Source organism: Pseudomonas sp. IAC-BECa141 (assembly GCF_020544405.1).
Classification (GTDB): Bacteria; Pseudomonadota; Gammaproteobacteria; order Pseudomonadales; family Pseudomonadaceae; genus Aquipseudomonas.
Window position 1 is genome coordinate 74,379 of the sequence record NZ_CP065410.1, and the last position, 23,658, is coordinate 98,036.

The window sequence follows — 23,658 nt, forward strand, 5'->3', positions numbered from 1 at the left end:
ACGTAAACTCCTCGTTTGACCCCGGTGCTGCCGAGGCTCTTGAGTGGTTTCCGGACACGGCGCCCGGAGTTTCAAGTCGCTTAACTAGTGACTGATGAGGATTTTGGGCGTTCCTTTTTTATGACCTTTGATCGCGTTATTGCCAAATGACAGGTTGAATGCGGAATAAATGCTAATAACCTCTATACGGACAGGCTAAAATGCGCGCCCGGCTAACCGCTGATCCTTTTCCAACGCGCCCCACAAGGTTCGCTACGTGATCGAGTTTCAAAACGTCCATAAAACTTACCGCGTCGCCGGTAAGGACATCACCGCGCTGCACCCGACCAGCTTCTCCATCGAGAACGGTCAGGTGTTCGGCCTGATTGGCCATTCCGGTGCGGGAAAAAGTACCCTGCTGCGTCTGATCAATCGCCTGGAGCAATCCAGTGGCGGCAAGATCATCGTCGACGGCGAAGAAGTCACCGCGCTGGACGCCAAAGGCCTGCGCCGTTTCCGTCAGCAGGTCGGGATGATCTTCCAGCACTTCAACCTGCTGGCGTCCAAGACCGTGGCCGACAACGTCGCGCTGCCGCTGACCCTGGCCGGTGAACTGTCCCGTGCCGAGATCGATCAGCGTGTGGCCGAGTTGCTGGCGCGGGTCGGTCTGTCCGATCACGCCAAAAAATACCCGGCGCAGCTTTCCGGTGGCCAGAAGCAGCGCGTCGGCATCGCCCGCGCGCTCGCGACCAAACCGAAGATCCTGCTGTGCGACGAAGCCACCAGCGCTCTTGACCCGCAGACCACGGCGTCGGTCCTGCAACTGCTGGCCGAGATCAACCGCGAGCTGAAGCTGACCATCGTCCTGATCACCCACGAGATGGATGTGATCCGCCGCGTGTGCGATCAGGTCGGCGTGATGGATGCCGGTGTGATTGTCGAGCAAGGTTCGGTGGCCGATGTGTTCCTGCATCCGAAGCACCCGACCACCAAGCGTTTCGTGCAGGAAGACGAACAGATCGACGAAAGCGAGCAACGCGATGACTTCGCTCATGTGCCGGGCCGCATCGTGCGTCTGACCTTCCAGGGCGAAGCGACCTACGCGCCGTTGCTCGGTACCGTCGCCCGGGAAACCGGTGTGGACTACAGCATCCTGGCCGGTCGCATCGACCGCATCAAAGACATTCCCTACGGGCAATTGACCCTCGCCGTCACCGGTGGCGACATGGAAGCGGCGTTCGCCCGCTTCACCGCCGCTGACGTTCATATGGAGGTGTTGCGCTAATGGAAGACCTGATGAGTTTCTTCACCAATATCGACTGGTACGAAATCTGGCTCGCCACCGGCGACACCATGATGATGCTCGGCGGTTCGCTGCTGTTCACCGTGCTGCTCGGCTTGCCGCTGGGCGTGTTGCTGTTTCTGTGCAGCCCACGTCAGTTGCTCGAAGCCAAAGGCGTATACGCCTTGTTGTCGCTGGTGGTGAACATCCTGCGTTCGCTGCCGTTCATTATTCTGCTGATCGTGATGATCCCGTTCACCGTGCTGATCACCGGCACCTCGCTGGGCGTGGCCGGTGCGATTCCGCCGCTGGTGGTGGGTGCGACGCCGTTCTTCGCGCGGCTGGTGGAAACCGCGTTGCGTGAAGTCGATCGCGGCATCATCGAAGCGACCCAGTCGATGGGCGCGACTACTCGCCAGATCATCATGAACGCCTTGCTGCCGGAGGCCCGTCCGGGCATCTTCGCAGCGATTACGGTGACGGCGATTACACTGGTTTCCTACACGGCGATGGCCGGTGTGGTCGGTGCCGGCGGCTTGGGTGACCTGGCGATCCGTTTCGGCTACCAGCGGTTCCAGACCGACGTGATGATTGTCACCGTGGTATTGCTGCTGATTCTGGTGCAAGTGCTGCAAATGGTAGGCGACCGACTGGTCGTGCACTTCTCGCGCAAATAACCGGTTTTGTAATGACATGAGCCGGCCATTCGCTGGCAGGCGCCAGACGGGCGCCGTAAAAAGGAGTTAGCTGAATGAAAAAACTGATCGTTGCCCTGGCTGCCGTCGCAGCGTTCTCGGCCCATGCCGAGCAAACCCTGACCGTTGCCGCCACCCCGGTGCCGCACGCGGAAATCCTCGAATTCGTGAAGCCGGTACTGGCCAAAGAAGGCGTGGATCTGAAGGTCAAGGTCTTCACCGACTACGTTCAGCCGAACGTCCAGGTGGCCGAAAAGCGTCTGGACGCCAACTTCTTCCAGCACCAGCCGTACCTCGATGAGTTCAACAAGGCCAAGGGCACCAGCCTGGTGTCCGTGACCGGCGTGCACCTGGAACCACTGGGCGCCTACTCCAGCAAGATCAAGAAAATCGAAGAGCTGCCAAGCGGCGCCAACGTGGTCATCCCGAACGACGCCACCAACGGCGGCCGTGCGCTGTTGCTGCTGGCCAAGGCCGGTGTGATCACCCTGAAGGATCCGACCAACATCCTGTCGACCGTCAAGGACATCGCCCAGAACCCGAAAGACCTGAAGATCCGTGAACTGGAAGCCGCGACCATCCCGCGCGTGCTGACCCAGGTCGACCTGGCGCTGATCAACACCAACTATGCGCTGGAAGCCAAGCTTGATCCGTCCAAGGATGCGCTGGTCATCGAAGGCAGCGACTCGCCTTACGTGAACATCCTGGTGTCCCGCGCGGACAACAAGGACAGCGACGCCATGAAGAAACTGGCCGCTGCGCTGCACAGCCCGGAAGTGAAGAAATTCATTACCGAGAAGTACAAAGGCGCGGTGCTGCCGGCCTTCTGATCTGATCGTGCCCATGCTTTGCGTGGGCATGCATCCCGGACGCTTCGCGTCCGCTGGGACGCAGAGCGTCCCTTGCTGCGTTCCCACGCAGAGCGTGGGAACGATCAAAAACGAAAAAGGGGACGCCAGTGGCGTCCCCTTTTCTGTGCGTTCATTTTTACTTGCGGTTGAGCATCACCGGTAACTGCGCCACCAGCTTGGCATTGTTCAACGGCGCACGAATGAACCCGCGCTGCGTACCGTCCGGCCCGATCACCGCCAGATTCCCGCTGTGATCCACCGTGTAATTCGGTTTGCTGGTATCGGCCGGAATGAATGTAATGCTCACCGCATTCGCCACCTTCTGCAGCTCGTCGATTGACTTCGGCGTCAGGCCGACGAACTGGGGATCGAAGTAGCCCAGGTATTGCTTCAACTGTGCAGGGTTGTCGCGGTTCGGGTCGACGCTGACCAGCACGATCTGCAATTTATCCACCGCATCCTTCGGCAGTTCGCTCTTGATCTGGCGCAGTTGGGCGAGGGTGGTCGGGCAGATGTCCGGGCAGAAGGTGTAGCCGAAGAACAACAGGCTCCACTTGCCTTTGAGCTCGTTGACCGTGACCGGTTGGCCGTCCTGATTGGTCATCGTCACGTCCGGCAGGTTGCGGCTCTGCGGCAGCAGGATGATGCCGGCGTCGATCAGTGCGGTCGGGTCGCCCTGGCCCTTGCCGCTCAGCACTTTGTTGACGGTCAGGCCGAGGATCAGCGCGATCACGGCGACGAGGATGAAGACGGTTTTCTGGGTTCGAGTCATAGGTTCAACAGTAGGTAGTGGTCTACGAGCAGGGCGATGAACAGCAGAAACAGGTACCAGATAGAGTACTTGAAGGTGTTGATCGCCGCGTGCGGCCGAGTGCCACGGTACAGCACCACGGCCCATTGCAGAAACCTCGCGCCCAGACCGAGCGCACAGATCAGGTACAGCAGGCCGCTCATGTGGATCACATATGGCAGCAGGCTTACCGCCAGCAGGGCGAAGGTGTACAGCAGAATGTGCACCTTGGTGTAGTGCTCGCCGTGGGTGACCGGCAACATTGGAATGTCGGCCTTGGCGTATTCCTCCTTGCGGTGGATGGCCAGCGCCCAGAAGTGCGGCGGGGTCCAGGCGAAGATGATCAGCACCAGCAGCAACGGTTCGGCACCGATGTGGCCGGTGGCAGCGGTCCAGCCGAGCAGCGGCGGGGCGGCACCGGCGAGGCCGCCGATGACGATGTTCTGCGGCGTCGCGCGTTTGAGGAAACCGGTGTAGATCACCGCGTAGCCGAGCAGCGAGGCCAGGGTCAGCCACGCGGTCAACGGATTGGTGAAGGTCAGTAGCAAGGCCTGACCGAGCAACGCCAGCACCAGCGCAAAGGTCAGTGCCGCGGTGGGCGAAACCCTGCCTTCTGCCAACGGGCGTTTATGGGTGCGCGCCATGACGGCATCGATGCGCCGATCCACCACATGATTGACCGCCGCCGCGCCCCCGGCACACAACGCGATCCCCAGGTTGCCGAACACCAGCACCGTCCACGGCACCCCGGCGCGGGTCGCGAGGAACATGCCCACCAGTGAGGTGATCAGCATCAGCACCACGACTTTCGGTTTGGTCAGCTCCAGGTAATCGCGCCACAGCGCCTGCGCCGGACGTTCGCCGATCAGAATCGCCATGGCGTCTCTCCTTTAATAGTGATGGGCGCCGCCGAGTGTTTGCGCGGGCTCAGGCGCCAGCGCGCGATCATCGGCTGCTTGACCCGAACCAGGCTGGTCCGCGCGTGATAGTTGACCAGCACCATCGTCAGCAGCAACGCTGCACCGCCGGCGTTATGCGCCACGGCCACCGGCAGCGGCAGATGGAACAGCACGTTGCTGATGCCGAGGGTGATCTGCGCGGCGAGGGCGATCAGTACCAGCCCGGCCAGTCGCGTCATGCCGACCACTTTCAGCTGCCAGGCCAGACCGAGCAGCACGACTGTCACCAGCAACGCGCCGATGCGGTGGGTCAGGTGAATCGCCGTGCGTGCATCGCTGTCGAGTTGCCCGCCGAGGTAATTGGGGCCGATGTGTTGGGTCAGGTGAAAGCCGTTGGCGAAATCCGCCGGCGGCAGCCATTGGCCGTGACAGGTCGGGAAGTCGATGCAGGCCACTGCCGCGTAGTTGGAACTGACCCAGCCACCGAGGGCGATCTGGCCGATCACCAATAACAGTCCGGCGGTAGCCCAGTATTGCAAACGCTTGGGCACGGTCAGCGCCGGCAGCACACCGGACAGTCTAAAGGTCAGCAGAAACAGCAGGCTCAAGGTCGCGAACCCGCCGAGCAAATGCCCGGTCACCACCTGCGGCCAGAGCTTGAGCGTCACCGTCCACATGCCGAACGCCGCCTGGGCGAACACCACCGCCAGCAGAAACAGCGGCAGTTTCAGCGGTTGTCCCGGATGACGACGATTGACCCACGCCCGCCCGGCCAGAATCGAGATCAACATGCCGAGGGTGCCGGCGAAGTAGCGGTGGATCATCTCGTTCCAGCCCTTGTGCGCCTCCACCGGTGAGTCGGGGTAATGCAGTTCGGCATGGGCCAGTTGGGCTTGGCTCTTCGGCACGCTGATGAAGCCGTAGCAGCCCGGCCAGTCAGGGCAGCCGAGGCCGGCATGAGTCAGGCGGGTGTAGGCGCCGAGCAGCACCACGATCAGTGCCAGCAGCGTGGCAAACAGCGCGAGGCGAAATCCAGGTTTGGCCATGACGATGCCCTTATCCGATGTTCGACAGTTTCAGCAGGTGGCGCAGGTCGTTGAGCAGATCCTTGCCTTTGACGCTCGGGTCGTAGCGCAGCACGAGGTTGCCGTGGGGGTCGATGATCCACAGTTGCGGCGTGGCCTTGTCGCCCGTGGCCTTGCTGAAAGTCGCTGCGTCCAGCGGGTAACGTTGCAGCTGCGGGTATTCGCGGGTCAGCTTGGCTTCATAGTCGGCGCCCAGCGGTTGCGCAGCAGCGAGTGCATGGCTGGCGCGCCCGGCTTCGCGGCCCAGGCCGATCTGGATCTGGCGCGCCAGGTACACCAGTTGCTGACAGTCCACCGCGCAATCCTTCGGCGCGGTGACCAGCATCTGCCAGCGCGTTTCGTCGGACTGGATGCCGAGGTCGGCGCGGGTCTGGCCGTTGCCGATCAGTTCGCCGTGATAGCTGCGACCTTCCGGCACCCAGAACTGCAGCTTGTACATGCCGGTGGCGAGGATCATCGGACCGACCACACCGAGCACGATCAGCAGCAGCTGGATGCGTCCGCGACGGCGACTGGCCGGGGCTTTCGTTTCAGACATGCTGGGTGGATTCATGGCCGCTCCCATGGTGTTTCTCCTTTGCGTTGTGCCAGCCGAGATAGAGGTAGAGACCGAGCAGGGCGGTGGCCATGGCGAACCACTGCACGGCGTAACCAAGGTGTTTTTCCGGGCCCATTGCGACCACCGGCCAGTCAGCCTGATAGCTGGCCGGGCCGGGTTCGGCACGTAATTCGTAGGCGAAGCCGTCGCGTTCGAGGGTTTTCCACAGCTTGGCGGGCTCGATGGCGGTGACGGTTTGCGGCCAGGTGCTGCTGACCGGATCGGCATGCAGCTGGAAGGTGGCGCCGGGGGCGACATACACCCAGGCATCGACATTCACGGCGTCAGCCGGCGTGTTGAATTGCGGGGCCGTGCGCCGGTCCGGCCACGGCAACCAGCCGCGATTGACCAGCAGCCACTGGCCGCTGCGTTGATCCTGGAACGGTTGCAGCAGTTCGACGCCGACCTTGCCGTTGCGCTGACGGTTATCCAGCAACAGGCTGTGGGCGGCATCGAACTGGCCGTGCAGATGCACCCGGCGAAAGGCCGGATCAGCGCTGTGCAGCAACTCGGTGCTGGCCATCGGTTCGGCGGCGCGGCGTTCGGCGTAGCTGGCGAGCAGGGCGGTTTTTTCCGCGCCCCGGCCCAGTTGCCAGAAGCCCAGCGAAACCAGCAACGGCAGCAGCAGGCCGACCACCAGTGTCGGCACGACGCCCGGCCGGAAGCGCTTCATGGTTGCGCCGGAAAATCAGTGAATGCGATCGCTATACTCAAGTGCATCGCTTGTTCCCCCGGAGTTCTTCCCATGCTCAAAGCAGCCATCGTCCTGATGCTGATTGCCACGGTGCTCAGCCTGTTCAGCGGCCTGTTTTTCCTGGTCAAGGACGACAGCAGCTCGAATCGCCTGGTGATCGCCTTGAGTGTTCGGGTGACGTTGGCCGCCGTCACCGTCGGCCTGATCGCCTGGGGTTTCTACAGCGGCCAACTGGTGTCGCACGCGCCTTGGTAGGTTGATCCTCAGAGCACGTAAACGAAGATGAACAAGCCGATCCACACCACATCGACGAAGTGCCAGTACCAGCTCGCTGCTTCAAAGCCGAACTGATGTTCGTTGTCGAAGTGGCCCTTCATGATGCGCATCAGCATCACGAACAGAATGATCGTGCCGATGGTCACGTGGGCGCCGTGGAAACCGGTGAGCATGAAGAACGTCGCGCCGTAGATGCCCGAGCCGAGCGTCAGCCCCAGTTCGTGGTAGGCGTGGATGTATTCCTCGGCCTGGAAGCCGAGGAACGCGCAACCCAGCAGCACGGTGATCGCCAGCCACAGTTTCAGCGCGCCGCGATGACCTTTCTTCAGCGCGTGGTGGGCGATGGTGATGGTCACGCTGGAGCTCACCAGCAGAATGGTGTTGATCAGCGGCAGGCCCCAGGGGCTGATGACTTCCTTGGGCGGCGGGAACAGTTTCGGATCCGGCGTGTGCAGCAGCGGCCAGGTGAACTGGAAGTTCGGCCAGAGCATGTGGGCGATGCCTTTGGTGCCTTCGCCGCCCAGTGCCGGGCCGGAGACGTGCCGCACATAGAACAGCGCGCCGAAGAAGGCGATGAAGAACATCACCTCGGAGAAGATGAACCAGCTCATGCCCCAGCGGAACGAGCGGTCCAGCTGCGGGCTGTACAACCCCGCTCGGCTTTCCTTGATCACCGCGCCGAACCAGCCGAACAGCATGTACGCCAGCAATAGCCCACCGACGAAAAAGATCAGCGGGCCGTGGGATTCCGGACGCGCTGCCTTCAGATCGTTGAACCAGGTCGCCAGACCGTACACGGTGACGAACATCCCCACCGTGGCCACGATCGGCCACTTGCTCTGGGCCGGGACGTAATAGTGCTCATGAGTTGCCATTTATTGTTCTCCTTATCGGGCACGCTTAACCGCCAGTGTTTGCAGCCACCGGAGGATGTCGGGCGGTGATATCGAACAGCGTGTAGGACAGCGTCAGGTGCTTCACGTCCTTGGGCATGTCGCGGTCAACGATGAAACGCACCGGCATCTCGATCTGCTGACCGGGCTGCAGCACCTGCTGGGTAAAACAAAAGCATTCGGTCTTGTGGAAATACGCCGCTGCATTGCTCGGCGCGATGCTCGGCACCGCTTGCGCGCTCATCGGTTTGTCGGTGGGGTTGCGCGCGATGAAGATCATCTCGTTCACCGCGCCGGGGTTGGCTGTGAGTTCGTCATGCTTGGGATAGAAATCCCACGGCATGTCGGCGGTGTTGGTCGACAGAAACTGCACCCGGACCTGCCGCGAAGCATCGACGGTCTGCTCGCCCTCGTACTGCCCGGCGGTCTTGCCGTTGATGCCGAAGGCCTTGCACATCACGTCGTAGATCGGCACCAGGGCAAAACCGAAGACGAACATCGCCACCACCACGCCGAGCAGTCGGGTGACCAGCTTCTTCATCGAAATCGAGTCAGCCATGATCCTTGCCCTCGGCCGAGAACCCTGTGGGAGCCGGCTTGCCAGCGATGCAGCCGACGCGGTGTTTCAGGCAGGCCGTCATCGCGGGCAAGCCCGCTCCCACAGGAGTTTCCACAAGGCAGAAAGTATTCATTTCACTTCCGGCGGCGTGGTGAAGGTGTGATACGGCGCCGGTGACGGCACGCTCCATTCCAGACCTTCGGCGCCATCCCACGGTTTGGCCGGAGCCGGTTCGCCGCCACGGATGGTCTTGATCACGATGAACAGGAAGAAGATCTGCGTGGCGCCGAACATGAACGCGCCGATCGACGAGACCATGTTGAAGTCGGCGAACTGTAGGTTGTAGTCCGGAATCCGCCGGGGCATGCCCGCCAGGCCGACGAAGTGCATCGGGAAAAACGTCAGGTTCATGCCGACAAAGGACAGCCAGAAGTGCAGCTTGCCCAGGGTTTCGTCGTACATGTGGCCGGTCCATTTCGGCAGCCAGTAATAGGCGGAGGCGAAGATCCCGAAGATCGCTCCCGGCACCAGTACGTAGTGGAAGTGCGCCACCACGAAGTAGGTGTCCTGGTACTGGAAGTCCGCCGGCGCGATGGCCAGCATCAGCCCGGAGAAACCGCCGATGGAGAACAGGATCACGAACGCCACGGCGAACAGCATCGGTGTCTCGAAGGTCATCGAACCCTGCCACATGGTGCTGGCCCAGTTGAACACCTTCACCCCGGTCGGCACCGCGATCAGCATCGTCGCGTACATGAAGAACAACTCGCCCACCAGCGGAATGCCCACCACGAACATGTGGTGCGCCCAGACGATGAACGACAGAAACGCGATGCTCGCCGTGGCGTAGACCATCGAGGTGTAGCCGAACAGCGGCTTGCGCGAGAAGGTCGGGATGATCTGGCTGACGGCACCGAAGGCCGGCAGGATCATGATGTACACCTCGGGGTGGCCGAAGAACCAGAACACATGCTGGAACAGCACCGGGTCACCGCCACCGGCGGCACTGAAGAAACTGGTGCCGAAGTGGATGTCCATCAGCATCATCGTCACGCACCCGGCCAGCACCGGCATCACCGCGATCAGCAGGAACGCGGTGATCAGCCAGGTCCAGACGAACAGCGGCATTTTCATCAGCGTCATGCCGGGGGCGCGCAGGTTGAGGATGGTGGCGATCACGTTGATCGCGCCCATGATCGAACTGATCCCCATCAGGTGGATGGCGAAGATGAAGAACGTCACGCTTTCCGGTGCATAGGTGGTGGAAAGCGGGGCATAGAACGTCCAGCCGAAGTTCGGCCCGCCACCGGGGGTGAACAGGGTCGAGACCAGCAGCAGGAACGCGGCCGGCAGCAGCCAGAAGCTGAAGTTGTTCATCCGCGGCAGGGCCATGTCCGGCGCGCCGATCATCAACGGGATCATCCAGTTGGCGAGACCGACGAACGCCGGCATCACCGCACCGAACACCATGACCAGGCCATGCATGGTGGTCATCTGGTTGAAGAACGCCGGCTCGACTATCTGCAGGCCGGGCTGGAACAGCTCGGCGCGGATCACCATGGCGAACGAGCCGCCGAGCAGGAACATGCAGAACGCAAACCACAGGTACAGCGTGCCGATGTCCTTGTGGTTGGTGGTCAGCACCCAGCGCATCAGGCCTTTGGCGGGGCCGTGTGCGTGGTCGTGGTCGGCATGACCGTGGTCATCGATGACAGCGCTCATGGCCGGTCTCCTTCATGTGAGTGGACTGGGCAGGCCGGGGCGCAGGGCTCCGACCGGTTCACGAAGTACGCAATAGACCGGCTCATTTGCTTTCCGCCTGTTTCAGCTCCAGCACTTCTTTTGGCGTGACCATGTCGCCCTTGTTGTTGCCCCAGGCGTTACGTTCGTAGGTCACGACCGCTGCGATATCGACTTCCGAGAGTTGCTTGCCGAACGCCGCCATGGCGGTGCCGGGCTTGCCGTGGAAGACAATGCTCAGGTGCGCCTCTTTCGGACCGGTGGCGATTTTCGAGCCCTTGAGCGCAGGGAACATCGGCGGCAGGCCCTGGCCTTCAGCCTGGTGACAGGCGACGCAGGTGGTGTGGTAGATCTTGTCGCCACGTTCCTTGAGCTCGTCGAGGGTCCATTCCTTGCTGGTCAGCTCCTTGAGCTGCATCGCTTCGGCCTTGCGTTCGGCGAGCCATTTGTCGTAATCGGCCTTCTCTTTGACGTCGACCACGATCGGCATGAAGCCGTGATCCTTGCCGCACAGCTCGGCGCACTGGCCTCGGTAAATGCCGGGCTTGTCGATGCGGGTCCAGGCTTCGTTGACGAATCCGGGAATCGCATCGCGCTTGACCGCGAAGGCCGGCACCCACCAGGAGTGGATCACGTCAGCGGAGGTCACGAGGAAGCGCACCTTGGCGCCAGTCGGCAGCACCAGCGGCTTGTCGACCTCGAGCAGGTAATGCTCGCCCTTGGCTTCCTTGTTGTGGATCTGTTCGGCGGGCGTGGCCAGGTTGCTGAAGAACTCGACGTCCTGGCCCAGGTATTTGTAGTGCCACTTCCACTGATAGCCGGTGATCTGGATATCGATATCCGGCTCACTGGTGTCGTACATCTTGATCAGGGTCGCGGTCGCCGGAACGGCCATCGCCACCAGGATCAGCAGCGGGACGACGGTCCAGAGAATTTCGACGGTGGTGCTTTCGTGGAATTTTGCGGCGACCTGCCCGGTAGAACGGCGGTGCACCATCATCGACCAGAACATGGCGCCGAAGACGATGATCCCGATTACCACACAGATCCAGAAAATGGTCATGTGCAGGTCGAATACTGCGTGACTGATTTCAGTCGCTCCAGGCGCCATATTCACAGTCCAGGCAGCTTGCGCCGGGCTGAAAATCGACCACAACAGGAGGCCCATCCAGACGTGTGGATGTCGCATCATTGCGGGTTCCCCTTATCGTTCTTGTTATCCCGCCGGCTTTCACCAGAGGCAAGGGAGCGGCTGCATCAGACTACGAACTTGAATCGCCGGGCCTTGCTGCGTGGGCAGTCGGGCGTCATCAGCTAACTCCATTCATTGGCGAGTATAGACAGCCGCTGAAAAATGCAATGTGTGGACGTAAATCGAATGAAACAGCTGGCACTTGCGTTCAAGGGCACGGATGGAGAAGGATGCAGACGAGTGGTGGCGAACCGATATAACGCCGGTGCATCAAGGATGAAATAATTATGACAAATGCGTCTTAGCATTTTTCGTAAGCCAGCTAAGTTATGTCTTCCCTATTTCATTGCCTTGTTTCCTGGAGTTTTCATGAACACCGCCGCATTGCGCGAGCAAATACATATAGCCCGACAACACGAGATTGAAACCGGAAAGCTGACCCGTCAGCTGGAAGCCCAACTGCAACACCTGCATCCGGCCATCCAGTTGCCGGAAACCGACGCCAACGGCGTGCTGACGCGTTTTGTCGCCGCCTACATCGACGAAGTGCCAGACCTGCTGGATGCAGCCAATGAAGTCGCCAGGGAAGCGGGAATCGAGTCGCAGATCAAACCGGTGCTGAAAATCGCCGAACAGTACTTCATCCAGCCGCCCGTGGGCCTGGACAGTCTGCTGGACGAGGCCTATCTGGCACACCGTTTTGTCGAAGAGGTCAACGACCTGTACATCAAGCATTTCGGCCAGCCACTGATCCCATTGGACATGACGGTCGCCAATCTGATTGCTCACCAGTTGATCGGTGAGGAGTTTGCCAACCAACTCGACGAAGTGGTGCATCACGCAGTGGACAGCATGCTCGACGACGACAGCTTTGCGCTGGAGTCGGTGGAAGCCTACCGCGAGAAACTCAGCAGCCCGGACACCGGCGCGGCGTGGAAACGCTGGCCGTGCATGAGCCGCCGTCTGGGCGTGGGCCTGGAGCTGGATCAGCCTGCGGCTTGATCTCTGCGCAAACGATTGGGGGAACAGATTGCTCTGTTCCCCCAAATGTTTTCAGCCCGCCGCACCGATCCCGGTGGTGGTGCGGATCCGTCCCTCAAGCCTGCGTTTCAACCCGCGCGACTCGATCAACAGTTTCGCCCCCTTGGCCGCATTCGCCCGGCCCCACTCTTCGAGCAGTTCCAGACACGAATGGTCGATGTAGCTCAGATTATTGAGCGGCACATGCACCGTCGTGCCCGGCGGAATGCTGCCCAGCACCTGAGTCAGTGCCGGCACTTTGAGGAACGTTGCCGCGCCCACCAGACGCAACTCCATTTCCCCTTCCTGCGGCAGATCGATCAGGCTGATTTTCAGGCGCGAGGCCTTGAACGCCAGTTTCACCAGGGTCAGGCCGAAACCGATCAGCACGCCGGTCAACAGGTCAGTGAAGATGATCGCCAGCGCCGTGGCGGCGTAGGTAAACATCGGCATCCGGCCATAGCGGCCCAGACCGCGGAACGCTTTGAGATCCACCAGTTTGAAGCCGGTGTAGACCAGGACGCCCGCCAGACTCGCCACCGGAATGCTCTGCAACAGGCTCGACAGCAACAGCACAAAGGCCAGCAGCCACAGGCCATGAAAAATCGTCGAGTAACGCGTGGTGGCACCGGCCTGGACGTTGGCCGAACTGCGTACGATCACCCCGGTCATCGGCAGTGCGCCGACCAGACCACAGAGCATATTGCCGACGCCTTGTGCCGACAGTTCACGGTCGAAATCCGAACGCGGGCCGCTGTGCATGCGATCCACTGCGGCGGCGGACAGCAGGGTTTCGGCGCTGGCAATGAAGGCCACGGCGAACGCGGCGATCAGCAGCGTCGGGTCAGCCAGACTGAGCAGATCCGCCGGTTTCAGCCAGTCGATGGCTTCGGCCAGATTCGCCGGTACTTCAACACGTTTGACCTGCAACGCCAGCAGCAGACTGGCACCTGTCGCCAGGCCGACACCGAGCAATGCACCCGGAATGAAGCGCAGCGAATGTGGGCGGAATTTCTCCCACAGCCACATCACGGCGATGGTCGACAGCCCGAGCAACCCGGCCTGCCAGCCAACGGACGGCAAGGCCTGCGCCACCGCGCCGGGGAAGGCCGTGAGGTTGTCGAGGCCGGAGGGTTTGGGCGAAGCGTCGAGCATCACATGCACCTGCGAGAGCACGATCAGTACGCCAATCCCGGCAAGCATGCCGTATACCACCGCTGGCGCCGTGACCCGGAACCAGCAACCGAGTTTCAGGCGTCCCGCTACCAGTTGCAGGAAACCGGCGAGCAGCAGGATTGGCCCGAGCATTTCGATGCCGTGCTGGCGCACCAGCTCGAACACCAGTACCGCCAGACCCGCCGCCGGCCCGCTGACCTGCAACGGCGAACCCGCCAGCCAGCCCACCACCAGACCGCCGATGATCCCGGTGATCAGGCCTTTGGCCGGCGGCAGCCCTGACGCAATGGCAATGCCCATGCACAGCGGCAGGGCGACCAGAAACACAACCACTGAAGCGAGCAGCTCCCGTGGCAACACAGCTTTCAATTGAGCCGCACGCATGGCGATACTCCCGAAGTTTTCTTCAGGCGTGGCGATGCCGGGCCGCTGAAACAGCGGCCGGCGTCAAACCACACAGATTTTTAGGAGGATTCAGAAGCGCGCTTTGGGCGTCGCCACCGGGATCGGATGGCTGCCGTCGAGCGGCAGGAAGCAACCCTGATCCGCGTCGTAAGCCTTTATTTCGCTGGTTTCGATGTTGTAGACCCAGCCATGGATGAACAGATGACCGTTCGCCATTCGCGAGGCTACCGAAGGATGGGTACGCAAGTGCTGCAGTTGGGCGATGACGTTCTCCTCGGTGAGGATCGGCATGCTTTCTTTTTCGTCGGTGCAGTTGCAGTTGTCATGCACCATGGTTTTCGCCACTTCGGCGTGGCGCAGCCAGGCTTTGACCGTCGGCATTTTTTCCAGGCTGCCCGGATTGAGCACTGCGCGCATGGCGCCGCAATCGGAATGGCCGCAAATGATGATGTGCTGCACGCCAAGGGCCAGTACCGCGTATTCGATGGCGGTGGAAACGCCGCCGTTCATCTGGCCGTAGGGTGGCACGACGTTGCCGACGTTACGGGTCACGAACAGATCGCCGGGCGAACTCTGGGTAATCAGTTCGGGCACGATGCGCGAGTCGGCGCAGGTGATGAACATCGCCCTTGGCGACTGGGCCGTGGCGAGTTTCTTGAAGAGTTCTTCCTGCTGCGGGAAGACCTCATGATGAAAATGCAAAAAGCCGTCAACGATATGCTTCAACGCTGCATCGGCGGATTCCGCCACGGAGGCGGCTGGCGCCGACGCAGCCAACGGCTGATTATCCTTGTCACTCATGATTCATCCTCATTGGCGGATTCGGGGAGTCGTTCCCGTGTATTCCGGTGTGAAGCCAGTGGCTGTTCAGAACATCCGGGCCATCCCGACCCATCAGTCACTCGATGAACAAGGTAACCGCCGAAACTTAACTCAAACTGAATGAAGCGCTCTAGAACGTGTGTTCCAGGTCACAAAAAACGTGACTGACGTAAACCGGGCCTGGCATTCCTTCCTCTCAATCAGAGGGCCAATAATTTCTAAATCAGCGCCATCTGGCGCCCCGGCGGACAGAAGGCCGTGCAATCGAGGTTGAAGCCTTCGCGATGATTGAGCCCAAGGCGTTTCAATGCTTTGGCGAAACGCTGGGCGAGCAGGTCGGCAAACGGCCCTTCACCGCGCATCCTGGCGCCGAAACGGCTGTCGTACAGCTCGCCGCCACGGCTCTGGCGGATCAGGCTCAGTACATGGGCAGCGCGCTGCGGGTAGTGAGCCTCAAGCCACTCCTCGAACAGCGGCGCCACTTCCAGCGGCAGCCGCAACATCATGTAGGCGGCGCTCTGGGCGCCGGCGGCATGGGCTTCGGTCAGCAGGCTTTCGATTTCGCTGTCGTTGATCATCGGAATCATCGGTGAACACAGCACACCCACCGCAATCCCTGCCTCGCGCATGACCCGGATCGCCCGCAGCCGGGCCTTGGGCGCGGCGGCGCGGGGTTCGAGGATGCGTTTGAGTTCATCATCCAGGGTCGTGAGGCTGATCATCACTGCCACCAACCGCTGTTGCGCCAGTTCGGTGAGCAGGTCGAGATCGCGCAGGATCAGCGAACCCTTGGTGACGATGGTCACCGGATGCCGGTAGCGCAGCAGTACTTCGAGGGTCTGGCGGGTGATCCGGTGTTCACGTTCGATCGGCTGATAGGGATCGGTGTTGGAACCAAGGTTGATCGGCGCGCATTGGTAGCCTTTTTTCCCCAGCTGTTCTTCCAGCACCTGGGCGGCGTTGGTCTTGGCGATCAGCTTCGTTTCGAAATCCAGCCCCGGCGACATGTCCCAATAGGCGTGGCTGGGCCGTGCGTAGCAATAAATACAGCCATGCTCGCAGCCGCGATAGGGATTGATCGAACGGTCGAAGGGCAGGTCCGGCGAGGTGTTGCGGGTGATGATGGTCTTCGCGGTTTCAAAACTGACTTCGGTGCCCTGGGTCACGGGTACTTCCTGATACCAGCCGTCATCCTCGGCCACCGAACGACTCGGCGCAAAGCGGTTGTGCGGGTTGGTGGCGGTGCCGCGACCGCGCGGGGGCAAGGGGGTGGTCATGACGGGTTTCCTTGATCTGTATATGCATACAGTATCCGTCGAAGGCCGGATGATCCACTACCGTTCGGCGTCGATTGATAATTGACAGGGTTAGTTACTTACCTATTTAAATAACGAACTTTATTCGAGTGCAAATTAAAGAAACACAAGTTGGCTGGTGGTTTGTTGTTGATATCCCTAGCATCCACTTCGCTTTACAACACTTGATCAAATGAAAGACAAAGGGATTTGATAATGTCGTTTTTTAATTCTCGTGGAATTTTTCTGCAAATGATGCAACCCGGTCCTTCGGAGCCCAATACACTGGTTTCCATGCAACTGGCGCGCAAGGAACTGGGCTGGGATGCCGAGGCTCGCCAGCAGACTGAAATGCTGGTGGACCCGATCTTTGTTACCGCTACGTCCAGCGACGGCGGGCGTACCTTCAGTCTTGGCCGTTTGAATCACGATGTGGATCGGGATGGAGAAGTGGGTGAGCAGGATCGAGCCAAACTGATTGCCCTGGCTAAAGCCTATGTCAGCATTACCAATCCGTAACAGCGGTTGAATATATAACCCCTGCATGTTTATTCATGCAGGGGTTGTTTTTTTATTTATGACTGGTGACTTGTCCAAGATCGTCGGTTGATGTGGTGGTCATGTCGTCCGTGCGTAACTTTGCAACATCTTTGGCTGTAACGGCCGATGCCTTGTTACCCCAACTTCCACGAATAAAGCTCACCACATCCGCCACTTCCTGATCCGACAGGCGCCAGGCGAAGCCAGGCATGGTGAAGGTGGACGGCGCCGTGTGCGTTGCAGGCAGGGTACCGCCCTTGAGCACGATGTGGATCAGCGACGTCGGGTCATCCGATTGCAGCACCGGGTTGCCCGCCAGCGCCGGGAACACCCGGGTGTAGCCGTGGCCGTCAGTACGGTGGCATGCCGCGCAGTTATCGATGTACACCGACGCGCCACGTTGGCTGTCATCCCCGTTCCACAAGGCCTTGGCAGCTTTCTCGTCGTACTGGTGCGGCTGGTCGGCAGGGTCATTGGCTGGCAGCGATTTCAGGTAACGGGCAATCGCGGTCAGGTCGGCGTCGCTCATGTACTGCATGCTGTGGGTGACCACGTCGCTCATGCCGCCGAACACCGCGCTGCGGTCGCTGCGACCGGTCTTGAGGAACTGCACCAGTTGCTCTTCGCTCCAGCTGCCGAGACCGTCCTTGTGGTCGCCGCGCAGGCTCTTGGCGATCCAGCCTTCCAGCGGCGCACTGCCTGACAGAAAACTGTTGCCTTCGGCCGCGCTCAGGGATTTTTCCTGCATGGTCAGAGCTCGTGGCGTATGGCAGGCGCCGCAATGTCCGAGGCCTTCCACCAGATACGCCCCACGGCTGACCACGGCATCGTCCGACGCGGCTTTGTAATCCTCGACTTTCGGCGCGAACAGCCAGCGCCAGCCCGTCAGCGGCCAGCGCATGCTCAGTGGCCACGGAATATCGCTGGCTTTGTTTTCCTGTGCCACTGGGGCAACGCCGTGCATGAAGTAGGCGTAGAGCGCCTGCATATCGGTTTCGCTGACGCGGGCGTAGGACGGGTACGGCATCGCCGGGTACAAGGTACTGCCGTTTTTGGCCACGCCATGCCGCACGGCCTGGTCGAAGTCCTCGAAGCTGTAGTCACCGATGCCGGTTTTGTCCGGGGTGATGTTGGTCGAGTAGATTGTGCCGATCGGGGTTTCCATCGGCAGGCCACCGGCGAACGGCTTGCCGTCCTTGGCCGTGTGGCAGGCCACACAGTCGCCGGCGCGGGCCAGGTATTCGCCTTGTTTGATCAGGGATTGATCAACTTCTGCGCCATGAACGGCCGTGCTGCCGAGCAGGGCCAGGGTCGCGATAACGAGAGTTTTCATGGTCATCGCTCCTTAAGCCTGAACCAGCGGGCCGGGGTTTTTCAGGTATTGCTCGCGAATCGCTTTCGCCGACCAGTAGGTCAGCGCGGCGACCAGGCCGGTCGGGTTGTAACCCAGGCCTTGCGGGAACGCCGAGGCGCCCGGAACGAACACGTTGTGCACATCCCAGCTCTGCAGATAGCGATTGAGCGCGCTGGTCTTCGGATCGGTGCCCATGATCGCGCCACCGTTGAGGTGGGTGGTCTGGTACGACGCAGTGTTGAAGTGGTCGCCGACCTTCTTGCCGATCACGGCGATGGCCTTCGGGCCCATGGCCTCGGCGATCTTGCCCATTTTCTCGACCATGAAGCGGTTCATCTTGATGTCGTTTTCCTGCCAGTCGAACGTCATCCGCAGCAGCGGCATGCCGTAGGCATCGCGGTACACCGGATCCAGATCGAGGTAGTTGCCACGGTAGGATTGATGCGCACCGTGGGCGTCCATCGACACCTGGTGGGTGTAGTAATCGGCGGTCGCGCGTTTCCACGCGCTGCCCCAGGCCGGCGTGCCCGGCGGGTTGGAGGTGCCGGCGATCGGTCGGCTGCCGGCCTGGTTGACCCACATCGGCGAGCCACCGACGAAACCGTGTGGTCCGTGATCGAAGTTGTCGGCGTTGAAGTCATCCACCGCCACACCGTTGCCGCCGGCACCGATGAAATTGTTGGTGTGGGTGTCCTTGTCGAAGAACGCCTTGATGGTGGCCATGTTCTGGTAAGCGAAGTTGCGCCCGACCACGCCTTCACCGCTGACCGGGTCGTACGGTTTGCCGATGCCGGAGAGCAGCATCAGGCGCACGTTGTGCAACTGGAACGCGCCGAGGATTACCAGATCGGCCGGTTGCTCGATCTCGCGGCCCTGGCCGTCGATGTAGGTGACGCCGGTGGCTTTGGTTTTCGTGCTGTCGAGGTTGACCCGCAGAACGTGGGCGTTGGGCCGCAGTTCGAAGTTCGGCAGCGGCTTCAGCGCCGGCAGAATATTCACGTTCGGCGACGCTTTGGAGTACATGTAGCAGACGTAACCGCTGCAGAAACCGCAGAAGTTACACGGACCCATTTGTGCGCCGTAAGGATTGGTGTACGGACCCGACGTATTGGCGGAAGGCAGGTTGTAGGGTTTGTAACCCACCTCCGTAGCAGCTTTGCCGAACAGCTGTGCGGAAACCGTGTTCTTTTGCGCTTCCAGTGGAAACGGGTTCGAACGATCCGGGGCGTACGGGTTGCCGCCCTTGCCTTGACCGACCAACTGGCCTTTGACGGTCCAGGCCTGGCCGGAGGTGCCGAAGACTTTTTCGGCGAAGTCGAAGAACGGCTCCAGCTCTTCATAGCTGACACCGAAGTCCTGGATGGTCATGTCCTTGGGGATGAAGCTTTTGCCGTAGCGCTCTTCGTAGTGGCTGCGCATGCGCAGCTCGATCGGGTCGACGCGAAAGTGCACGCCCGACCAGTGCAGCCCGGCGCCGCCCACGCCATTGCCCGGCAGGAACGCGCCCAACTGGCGGTTCGGCAGGGCGATGTCGTTGACGCTGTGGCGGATGGTGACGGTTTCCTTGGAGATGTCCTGAAAGAGTTTTTTGCGCACGCTGTAGGTGAGTTCGTCGATCACCTGGGGATAGTTGCCGTCCGGGTAGGTGTCCTGCATCGGCCCGCGCTCCAGCGCCAGCACGTTGAGGCCTGCCTCGGTCAGCTCCTTGGCCATGATCGCGCCTGTCCAGCCGAAACCGACGATCACTGCGTCGACCTTCTTCATTACCGTTGCCATGCTCACGCCCTCTCGCCGCGAATCGAAACTGCCGGGAAGGGGTACTGCTCGTTGCGTTCCACCCAATCCATGAAATCGGCGCGGGCGCCGGGGAAGCCGATCATGGTCCAGCCGACCATGCCTTTATTGCCGCCGTGGATCGGGTCGCAGAAGAACCCTTCCTTGGTGTTTTGCAGCAAAAGACTGAAGAAAATCTTCGCCGGAACAGCGTCGAATTGCGGTGTTCCAGCTTCAAGCTGCTTGAGCAGATCGTCTCGGGTAGCGCTGTCTTGCTCGGCAAATGTTTTACCGTTGATGGATTTTGCCCACTGATCCGTGGCGGCGATGCCGAGGCGATAGATCTCTTTCGGCACCAGTTTGCTCTGCCAGCCCATCTCTGGCGCAGCGTCGGCATTGAACGGGCCCTGCATGTACCAAAGGGCACCGGCGGCGTACGGCGTGTTCATCTGACGGTCGATGTATTCCGGCACGCCGGCTTCGAGTGCACCCGGACCCTGCGCATCGTTGGGGATCAATTGCGCGACAGCGGCATTGATGAACGCCCACTCTTCTGTAGTGAAGTAGCTCGGCTGATAAGGGCTGGCTTCAACGGCGGCCGCTTTTGCCGGGGCAGGCGCGCTTTCAGGCGCGGCTTGCAGCACCGTGCTGCCCAGACCGCTGCCGGCGAGGGTGACGACCGGAATCAGGGTCAGGGATTTGCGCAAAAAGTCACGCCGCGGGTTGTCTCGATCTTCATCAGACATGGGGGATGCACCTCATCAGGCATTGATGGTTGTCAGCCGTTTCTGCGAACGACTCAAGAATTTTCTGGCTGCGACGTGGCCGGAATGACAGGGAAAGAGGGGACGCGTCTGCAACATCATGTGACAAATGGTAGCAGGCTAAGCAACGAGATGAACCGATCAAGCCAAAAAGAGCGCATTTCGACCAGGGAACCCGGTGTCTTCACGATTCTTTTACAAGCGCCTCACAGGGATTTGACTGCGTGGCTCGCAAGCTGAGGCCCTCTCTGACGAAACCCACACGGTCGCCGCAAAGCATGTTCCTGACGCGTTTTTCCTCCGCATTTTGTTTGTCGCTCCTTGCGCTGTTCAGCTGGATTCCTGCTCAGGCTGCGCAAACCCCGGCTTCTCGTCCCGTCGAATGGGCGCAGCCGGTAGAAGTGCAATACAACCTGTTCCAGATGTCGCCCACGCTGTACCGCAGTGCGCTTCCCGACGACGGCGCGGTACCGTTGCTGAACAGGCTGAAGGTGGCCACGGTCATCAACTTCCTGCCGGAAGCGGATTCCAACTGGCTCAAGGCTCCCGGTATCCATCAGGTGCAATTGCCCTATCGCACCAATCACGTGGACGACAGTGATGTGCTCAAGACTCTGCGTGCAATCCAGTCCGCCGAAGCCGACGGCCCGGTGTTGATGCACTGCAAGCACGGCTCCGATCGCACCGGCCTGATGGCGGCGATGTACCGGATCGTCGTGCAGGGCTGGAGCAAGGAAGACGCCCTGAACGAAATGACCCAGGGCGGTTTCGGCGAAAGCGGCCATTTCAAGGACGGCGTGCGCTACGTGATGCAGGCCGATGTCGACAAATTGCGCACTGCGCTGGCCAATGGTGATTGCAGCACCAGCGCGTTTGCCACGTGCTCGATGAAGAGCTGGTTTCAGACGGTCAATCTGAAGTAACTCGCCCGGCTTCTCCGTCAACGAGGCCGGTAACTGGCCGGCCGATGAACGCTTCCACCGCGTCCAGTAACGGGTGCCCCGCACCCGGCGAAAAGAACGTTGTACGAAACTCTCGACCGGTTTGCGCGTTGAACACCCAGTCGCGGCTGAAACGCTTGAACGCTTCCTTGGCCAGTACGTCCGACCAGATGTAGGCGTAAACCGAAGCGTCGTACTGGGTCACCATGTAATCGAATCCATTGGCGAACCGGTGATCGTCCGGCAGTTGCAGATGGCCGAGGCGGCGTTGCGCTTCAGTGCACACCTCCTCGGTCGAGCGGCCGTCGCCGTGGGTCAGGTGTAGCTCGAAATCGATCATCGCCCCCATCAGCAACAAGGCCTGTTGCCGGCTGGAATGGGCCTGACTGGCTGACAGTGCCGCGTCGACCCGCGCGGCGCTCAAGCGCTCGCCGGTCTGAAAGTGCGCGCCGAGCCACAGCACAAACTCCCGCGATAGACACCATTGCTCGAACAGTTTCCCGGAAAACTCCGCCGCTTCATGGCCCAGTTGCAGGATGCCGGACAGGCTGTGATGGGGCGAGCGCGTCAGCACGTGCTGGAGGCAGTGGCCAAACTCATGAAACAGCACCTGCAGATCGTCGATTTCGAGCCGGCATGGATGGGAGGCAGTGGCCGGTGTGAAATTGCTGTAGAGCAGGGCAATAGGTAGCGCCGGGCGGCCTTCGGCGTTGATCCGACGATTGCGCAATGTGGAGGTGCCGGGGAAGTCCACTGCGTTTTCGCGATGAAACGGATCGAGGTAGATGTAGCCGACCACTTGCTCATGCTCGCTGACTTCCAGCAGACGCACATTGGCATGCCAGCGCCCGCCGCCGGACTGTTCGACGATGCGGATCCCGAACATCCGCTCGCAGAACAGAAAAAGCCTGCGCAGGGTGCCCTCGAGCGGAAAGTAATCACGCAGGTTTTCCAGTGCGCCGGGAAACTGCTGCTGGCGCCATTGTTCGGCGAGGAAATCTTCATCCCACGGCTGGACCCGGTCGATCCCGCGTTGCTGCGCAAAGGCTGCCAGTTGTTCTGCATCCTGCGCGAGAGTCGGTACCAGATGCATCGCCTGACGCTGGAGAAAATCACTGACCCACGCCGTGGTCCCGGCGCTGTTATATGCCAGGCTCAATTGCGCGGCGTTTTCATGGCCGAGCAAACGGGCTTTCTGCTGGCGCAAGGCGAGCAGCCCCGCGAGCACCGGGCCGTTATCGAAGCGCCCGGCCAGCGGGCCCCGATCAGAGACACGGGTCATGTAGGCAACGTAGCATTCCTGTCGCAACGCGCGGTTCTCGGCGTACTTGAGGATGTGCTGGCAGGTGTTCTGGTCCAGTCGGATCAGCCAGCCGTCATGGCCGGCCTGGCGTGCGGTGAGAGCCAGACGATCCTTCATCGCCTGCGAGAGGCCCGCGAGCAGCGCAATATCGTCGATACGTTTGCTCCACGCCTCGGCCCAGCGTTCGAGGTTTTCCAGAAACGCGAACTCCAACCCGCCGATCTCGAGGTTCAACCGCGCCAGTTCCTGTTGCTGTTGAGCCGCAAGCTCAATGCCCGACTGCTTGAATCGGCGCACGATCCCCGCCAGAGCGATAGTGCGCGATTCATCGAAACTCCCGGCGATCGAACTTTGCGCCAGACGCTGATAGGTCTCGTACAACGGGCGATTGAGGGCATTTTCAGCATGGTACTGATTGATCGCCAGATGTGCCTTGGCGCTTTCTACAAGCCAGACCGCATCGTCGGACCTGACTATCGACAACGTTTCGAGAATCGAGCGGACTTCATCGAGGCGGGCATCGGCCTCATCGATACTCACTACCAGATCGTCCCAGCCGGGGTGTTCGGCCTGACTGGCGATAACCTGGGCGATGATTTGTCGATTGTCGGCAATGATTCGGTTGACGGCCGGCAGCAGGTGCTCGGCGCGAATCGCTGGCCAGGGTGGCAGGATCCAGTGTTGCAGGAGGGGATTGGTGTCGGGCATGGCAGCTTCCTTCGAGGCGTGGCG

23 protein-coding genes are annotated in these 23,658 nt (G+C 60.8%); 7 read left to right on the forward strand and 16 right to left on the reverse strand.

Annotated features, from left to right (window positions below; all coding sequences use genetic code 11):
* Positions 1-256 precede the first annotated feature (256 nt).
* The 3 genes from I5961_RS00345 to I5961_RS00355 all read left to right on the forward strand — a co-directional run bounded on the left by I5961_RS00345 (position 257) and on the right by I5961_RS00355 (position 2,786).
* Complete coding sequence (locus I5961_RS00345) at positions 257-1,264, forward strand: methionine ABC transporter ATP-binding protein (protein ID WP_085696542.1); 1,008 nt, start codon at positions 257-259, stop codon at positions 1,262-1,264.
* Positions 1,264-1,938 carry a methionine ABC transporter permease gene (locus I5961_RS00350; RefSeq protein WP_007953997.1) on the forward strand — a complete coding sequence of 225 codons (675 nt, stop codon included), beginning with the start codon at positions 1,264-1,266 and terminating at the stop codon, positions 1,936-1,938. Before I5961_RS00345 ends, I5961_RS00350 begins: the two co-directional genes overlap by 1 nt.
* Positions 1,939-2,012: 74 nt before the next feature.
* Positions 2,013-2,786, forward strand: a complete 774-nt coding sequence (locus tag I5961_RS00355) for a MetQ/NlpA family ABC transporter substrate-binding protein (protein ID WP_085696540.1) — start codon at positions 2,013-2,015, stop codon at positions 2,784-2,786.
* Positions 2,787-2,943: 157 nt separating this feature from the next.
* Here I5961_RS00355 and I5961_RS00360 read toward each other — a convergent pair whose 3' ends face one another.
* From I5961_RS00360 to I5961_RS00380, 5 genes are read right to left on the reverse strand one after another with little or no spacing between them, the layout of a single operon-like run.
* Complete coding sequence (locus I5961_RS00360; protein ID WP_227234032.1) at positions 2,944-3,579, reverse strand: SCO family protein; 636 nt, start codon at positions 3,577-3,579, stop codon at positions 2,944-2,946.
* On the reverse strand, positions 3,576-4,475 hold the full coding sequence (gene cyoE, locus I5961_RS00365; protein ID WP_085696537.1) for a heme o synthase: 900 nt from the start codon (positions 4,473-4,475) through the stop codon (positions 3,576-3,578). Before cyoE ends, I5961_RS00360 begins: the two co-directional genes overlap by 4 nt.
* Positions 4,463-5,542 (reverse strand): COX15/CtaA family protein, encoded by a 1,080-nt coding sequence (locus I5961_RS00370; protein ID WP_227234033.1) that lies wholly within the window; start codon positions 5,540-5,542, stop codon positions 4,463-4,465. The genes cyoE and I5961_RS00370 overlap by 13 nt, the downstream gene beginning before the upstream one ends.
* A 10-nt stretch (positions 5,543-5,552) precedes the next feature.
* Positions 5,553-6,146 (reverse strand): hypothetical protein, encoded by a 594-nt coding sequence (locus I5961_RS00375; protein WP_085696939.1) that lies wholly within the window; start codon positions 6,144-6,146, stop codon positions 5,553-5,555.
* A complete protein-coding gene (locus I5961_RS00380) occupies positions 6,112-6,852 on the reverse strand; it encodes an SURF1 family protein (protein WP_085702220.1) in 741 nt (246 codons plus the stop codon). The genes I5961_RS00375 and I5961_RS00380 overlap by 35 nt, the downstream gene beginning before the upstream one ends.
* A gap of 72 nt (positions 6,853-6,924) precedes the next feature.
* Between I5961_RS00380 and I5961_RS00385 the strand changes: the two genes are divergently transcribed.
* Entirely contained in the window at positions 6,925-7,128 is a 204-nt protein-coding gene (locus I5961_RS00385) for a twin transmembrane helix small protein (RefSeq protein ID WP_227234035.1), read from the forward strand.
* A gap of 8 nt (positions 7,129-7,136) precedes the next feature.
* Here the strand turns inward: I5961_RS00385 and I5961_RS00390 are convergent, their stop codons facing one another.
* The 4 genes from I5961_RS00390 to coxB all read right to left on the reverse strand — a co-directional run bounded on the left by I5961_RS00390 (position 7,137) and on the right by coxB (position 11,533).
* Complete coding sequence (locus tag I5961_RS00390; RefSeq protein WP_085690430.1) at positions 7,137-8,024, reverse strand: cytochrome c oxidase subunit 3; 888 nt, start codon at positions 8,022-8,024, stop codon at positions 7,137-7,139.
* 25 nt (positions 8,025-8,049) lie between these two features.
* Complete coding sequence (locus I5961_RS00395) at positions 8,050-8,601, reverse strand: cytochrome c oxidase assembly protein (protein WP_011331799.1); 552 nt, start codon at positions 8,599-8,601, stop codon at positions 8,050-8,052.
* A gap of 129 nt (positions 8,602-8,730) precedes the next feature.
* The gene (gene ctaD / locus I5961_RS00400) at positions 8,731-10,323 is read right to left on the reverse strand and encodes a cytochrome c oxidase subunit I (RefSeq protein ID WP_085696532.1); all 1,593 of its coding nucleotides are present in this window, start codon (positions 10,321-10,323) and stop codon (positions 8,731-8,733) included.
* Positions 10,324-10,405: 82 nt separating this feature from the next.
* A complete protein-coding gene (gene coxB / locus I5961_RS00405) occupies positions 10,406-11,533 on the reverse strand; it encodes a cytochrome c oxidase subunit II (RefSeq protein ID WP_227234036.1) in 1,128 nt (375 codons plus the stop codon).
* A 369-nt stretch (positions 11,534-11,902) separates the two neighbouring features.
* On the opposite strand from coxB, the gene I5961_RS00410 reads away from it, so the two are divergent.
* A complete protein-coding gene (locus I5961_RS00410; protein WP_007953981.1) occupies positions 11,903-12,535 on the forward strand; it encodes a hypothetical protein in 633 nt (210 codons plus the stop codon).
* 51 nt (positions 12,536-12,586) lie between these two features.
* Here the strand turns inward: I5961_RS00410 and I5961_RS00415 are convergent, their stop codons facing one another.
* From I5961_RS00415 to I5961_RS00425, 3 genes are all read right to left on the reverse strand, one after another.
* Entirely contained in the window at positions 12,587-14,113 is a 1,527-nt protein-coding gene (locus tag I5961_RS00415; protein ID WP_085702217.1) for a SulP family inorganic anion transporter, read from the reverse strand.
* 90 nt (positions 14,114-14,203) lie between these two features.
* Complete coding sequence (locus I5961_RS00420) at positions 14,204-14,935, reverse strand: carbonic anhydrase (protein WP_085696528.1); 732 nt, start codon at positions 14,933-14,935, stop codon at positions 14,204-14,206.
* Between the two features lie 239 nt (positions 14,936-15,174).
* A complete protein-coding gene (locus I5961_RS00425) occupies positions 15,175-16,233 on the reverse strand; it encodes a PA0069 family radical SAM protein (RefSeq protein ID WP_085702216.1) in 1,059 nt (352 codons plus the stop codon).
* Positions 16,234-16,467: 234 nt separating this feature from the next.
* Between I5961_RS00425 and I5961_RS00430 the strand changes: the two genes are divergently transcribed.
* On the forward strand, positions 16,468-16,770 hold the full coding sequence (locus tag I5961_RS00430; RefSeq protein ID WP_085696526.1) for a hypothetical protein: 303 nt from the start codon (positions 16,468-16,470) through the stop codon (positions 16,768-16,770).
* Between the two features lie 52 nt (positions 16,771-16,822).
* On the opposite strand, the gene I5961_RS00435 is transcribed toward I5961_RS00430, so the two are convergent.
* Genes I5961_RS00435 through I5961_RS00445 form a run of 3 tightly spaced genes read right to left on the reverse strand, consistent with a single transcriptional unit; the run spans position 16,823 to position 20,664 of the window.
* Positions 16,823-18,124 (reverse strand): c-type cytochrome, encoded by a 1,302-nt coding sequence (locus I5961_RS00435; RefSeq protein ID WP_227234038.1) that lies wholly within the window; start codon positions 18,122-18,124, stop codon positions 16,823-16,825.
* Between the two features lie 12 nt (positions 18,125-18,136).
* Positions 18,137-19,921: a GMC family oxidoreductase gene (locus tag I5961_RS00440; RefSeq protein ID WP_085696522.1), complete on the reverse strand. Its 1,785-nt coding sequence runs from the start codon at positions 19,919-19,921 to the stop codon at positions 18,137-18,139.
* A gap of 2 nt (positions 19,922-19,923) precedes the next feature.
* Positions 19,924-20,664 carry a gluconate 2-dehydrogenase subunit 3 family protein gene (locus I5961_RS00445; protein ID WP_227234040.1) on the reverse strand — a complete coding sequence of 247 codons (741 nt, stop codon included), beginning with the start codon at positions 20,662-20,664 and terminating at the stop codon, positions 19,924-19,926.
* Between the two features lie 296 nt (positions 20,665-20,960).
* Here I5961_RS00445 and I5961_RS00450 point away from each other — a divergent pair, with 296 nt between their 5' ends.
* A complete protein-coding gene (locus I5961_RS00450) occupies positions 20,961-21,605 on the forward strand; it encodes a dual specificity protein phosphatase family protein (protein WP_227234041.1) in 645 nt (214 codons plus the stop codon).
* Here I5961_RS00450 and I5961_RS00455 read toward each other — a convergent pair.
* Positions 21,592-23,634 (reverse strand): M3 family metallopeptidase, encoded by a 2,043-nt coding sequence (locus I5961_RS00455; protein ID WP_227234043.1) that lies wholly within the window; start codon positions 23,632-23,634, stop codon positions 21,592-21,594. The genes I5961_RS00450 and I5961_RS00455 overlap by 14 nt on opposite strands.
* Positions 23,635-23,658: the final 24 nt, after the last annotated feature.

What these genes read in the sequence shown, in the direction of transcription:
- I5961_RS00350 (WP_007953997.1), top strand. Translation starts at nt 1,264, where the DNA reads ATGGAAGACCTGATGAGTTTCTTCACCAATATCGACTGGTACGAAATC.
- I5961_RS00355 (WP_085696540.1), top strand. Translation starts at nt 2,013, where the DNA reads ATGAAAAAACTGATCGTTGCCCTGGCTGCCGTCGCAGCGTTCTCGGCC.
- I5961_RS00360 (WP_227234032.1), bottom strand. Translation starts at nt 3,579, where the DNA reads ATGACTCGAACCCAGAAAACCGTCTTCATCCTCGTCGCCGTGATCGCG.
- cyoE (WP_085696537.1), bottom strand. Translation starts at nt 4,475, where the DNA reads ATGGCGATTCTGATCGGCGAACGTCCGGCGCAGGCGCTGTGGCGCGAT.
- I5961_RS00370 (WP_227234033.1), bottom strand. Translation starts at nt 5,542, where the DNA reads ATGGCCAAACCTGGATTTCGCCTCGCGCTGTTTGCCACGCTGCTGGCA.
- I5961_RS00375 (WP_085696939.1), bottom strand. Translation starts at nt 6,146, where the DNA reads ATGGGAGCGGCCATGAATCCACCCAGCATGTCTGAAACGAAAGCCCCG.
- I5961_RS00380 (WP_085702220.1), bottom strand. Translation starts at nt 6,852, where the DNA reads ATGAAGCGCTTCCGGCCGGGCGTCGTGCCGACACTGGTGGTCGGCCTG.
- I5961_RS00385 (WP_227234035.1), top strand. Translation starts at nt 6,925, where the DNA reads ATGCTCAAAGCAGCCATCGTCCTGATGCTGATTGCCACGGTGCTCAGC.
- I5961_RS00390 (WP_085690430.1), bottom strand. Translation starts at nt 8,024, where the DNA reads ATGGCAACTCATGAGCACTATTACGTCCCGGCCCAGAGCAAGTGGCCG.
- I5961_RS00395 (WP_011331799.1), bottom strand. Translation starts at nt 8,601, where the DNA reads ATGGCTGACTCGATTTCGATGAAGAAGCTGGTCACCCGACTGCTCGGC.
- ctaD (WP_085696532.1), bottom strand. Translation starts at nt 10,323, where the DNA reads ATGAGCGCTGTCATCGATGACCACGGTCATGCCGACCACGACCACGCA.
- coxB (WP_227234036.1), bottom strand. Translation starts at nt 11,533, where the DNA reads ATGATGCGACATCCACACGTCTGGATGGGCCTCCTGTTGTGGTCGATT.
- I5961_RS00410 (WP_007953981.1), top strand. Translation starts at nt 11,903, where the DNA reads ATGAACACCGCCGCATTGCGCGAGCAAATACATATAGCCCGACAACAC.
- I5961_RS00415 (WP_085702217.1), bottom strand. Translation starts at nt 14,113, where the DNA reads ATGCGTGCGGCTCAATTGAAAGCTGTGTTGCCACGGGAGCTGCTCGCT.
- I5961_RS00420 (WP_085696528.1), bottom strand. Translation starts at nt 14,935, where the DNA reads ATGAGTGACAAGGATAATCAGCCGTTGGCTGCGTCGGCGCCAGCCGCC.
- I5961_RS00425 (WP_085702216.1), bottom strand. Translation starts at nt 16,233, where the DNA reads ATGACCACCCCCTTGCCCCCGCGCGGTCGCGGCACCGCCACCAACCCG.
- I5961_RS00430 (WP_085696526.1), top strand. Translation starts at nt 16,468, where the DNA reads ATGTCGTTTTTTAATTCTCGTGGAATTTTTCTGCAAATGATGCAACCC.
- I5961_RS00435 (WP_227234038.1), bottom strand. Translation starts at nt 18,124, where the DNA reads ATGAAAACTCTCGTTATCGCGACCCTGGCCCTGCTCGGCAGCACGGCC.
- I5961_RS00440 (WP_085696522.1), bottom strand. Translation starts at nt 19,921, where the DNA reads ATGGCAACGGTAATGAAGAAGGTCGACGCAGTGATCGTCGGTTTCGGC.
- I5961_RS00445 (WP_227234040.1), bottom strand. Translation starts at nt 20,664, where the DNA reads ATGTCTGATGAAGATCGAGACAACCCGCGGCGTGACTTTTTGCGCAAA.
- I5961_RS00450 (WP_227234041.1), top strand. Translation starts at nt 20,961, where the DNA reads ATGTTCCTGACGCGTTTTTCCTCCGCATTTTGTTTGTCGCTCCTTGCG.
- I5961_RS00455 (WP_227234043.1), bottom strand. Translation starts at nt 23,634, where the DNA reads ATGCCCGACACCAATCCCCTCCTGCAACACTGGATCCTGCCACCCTGG.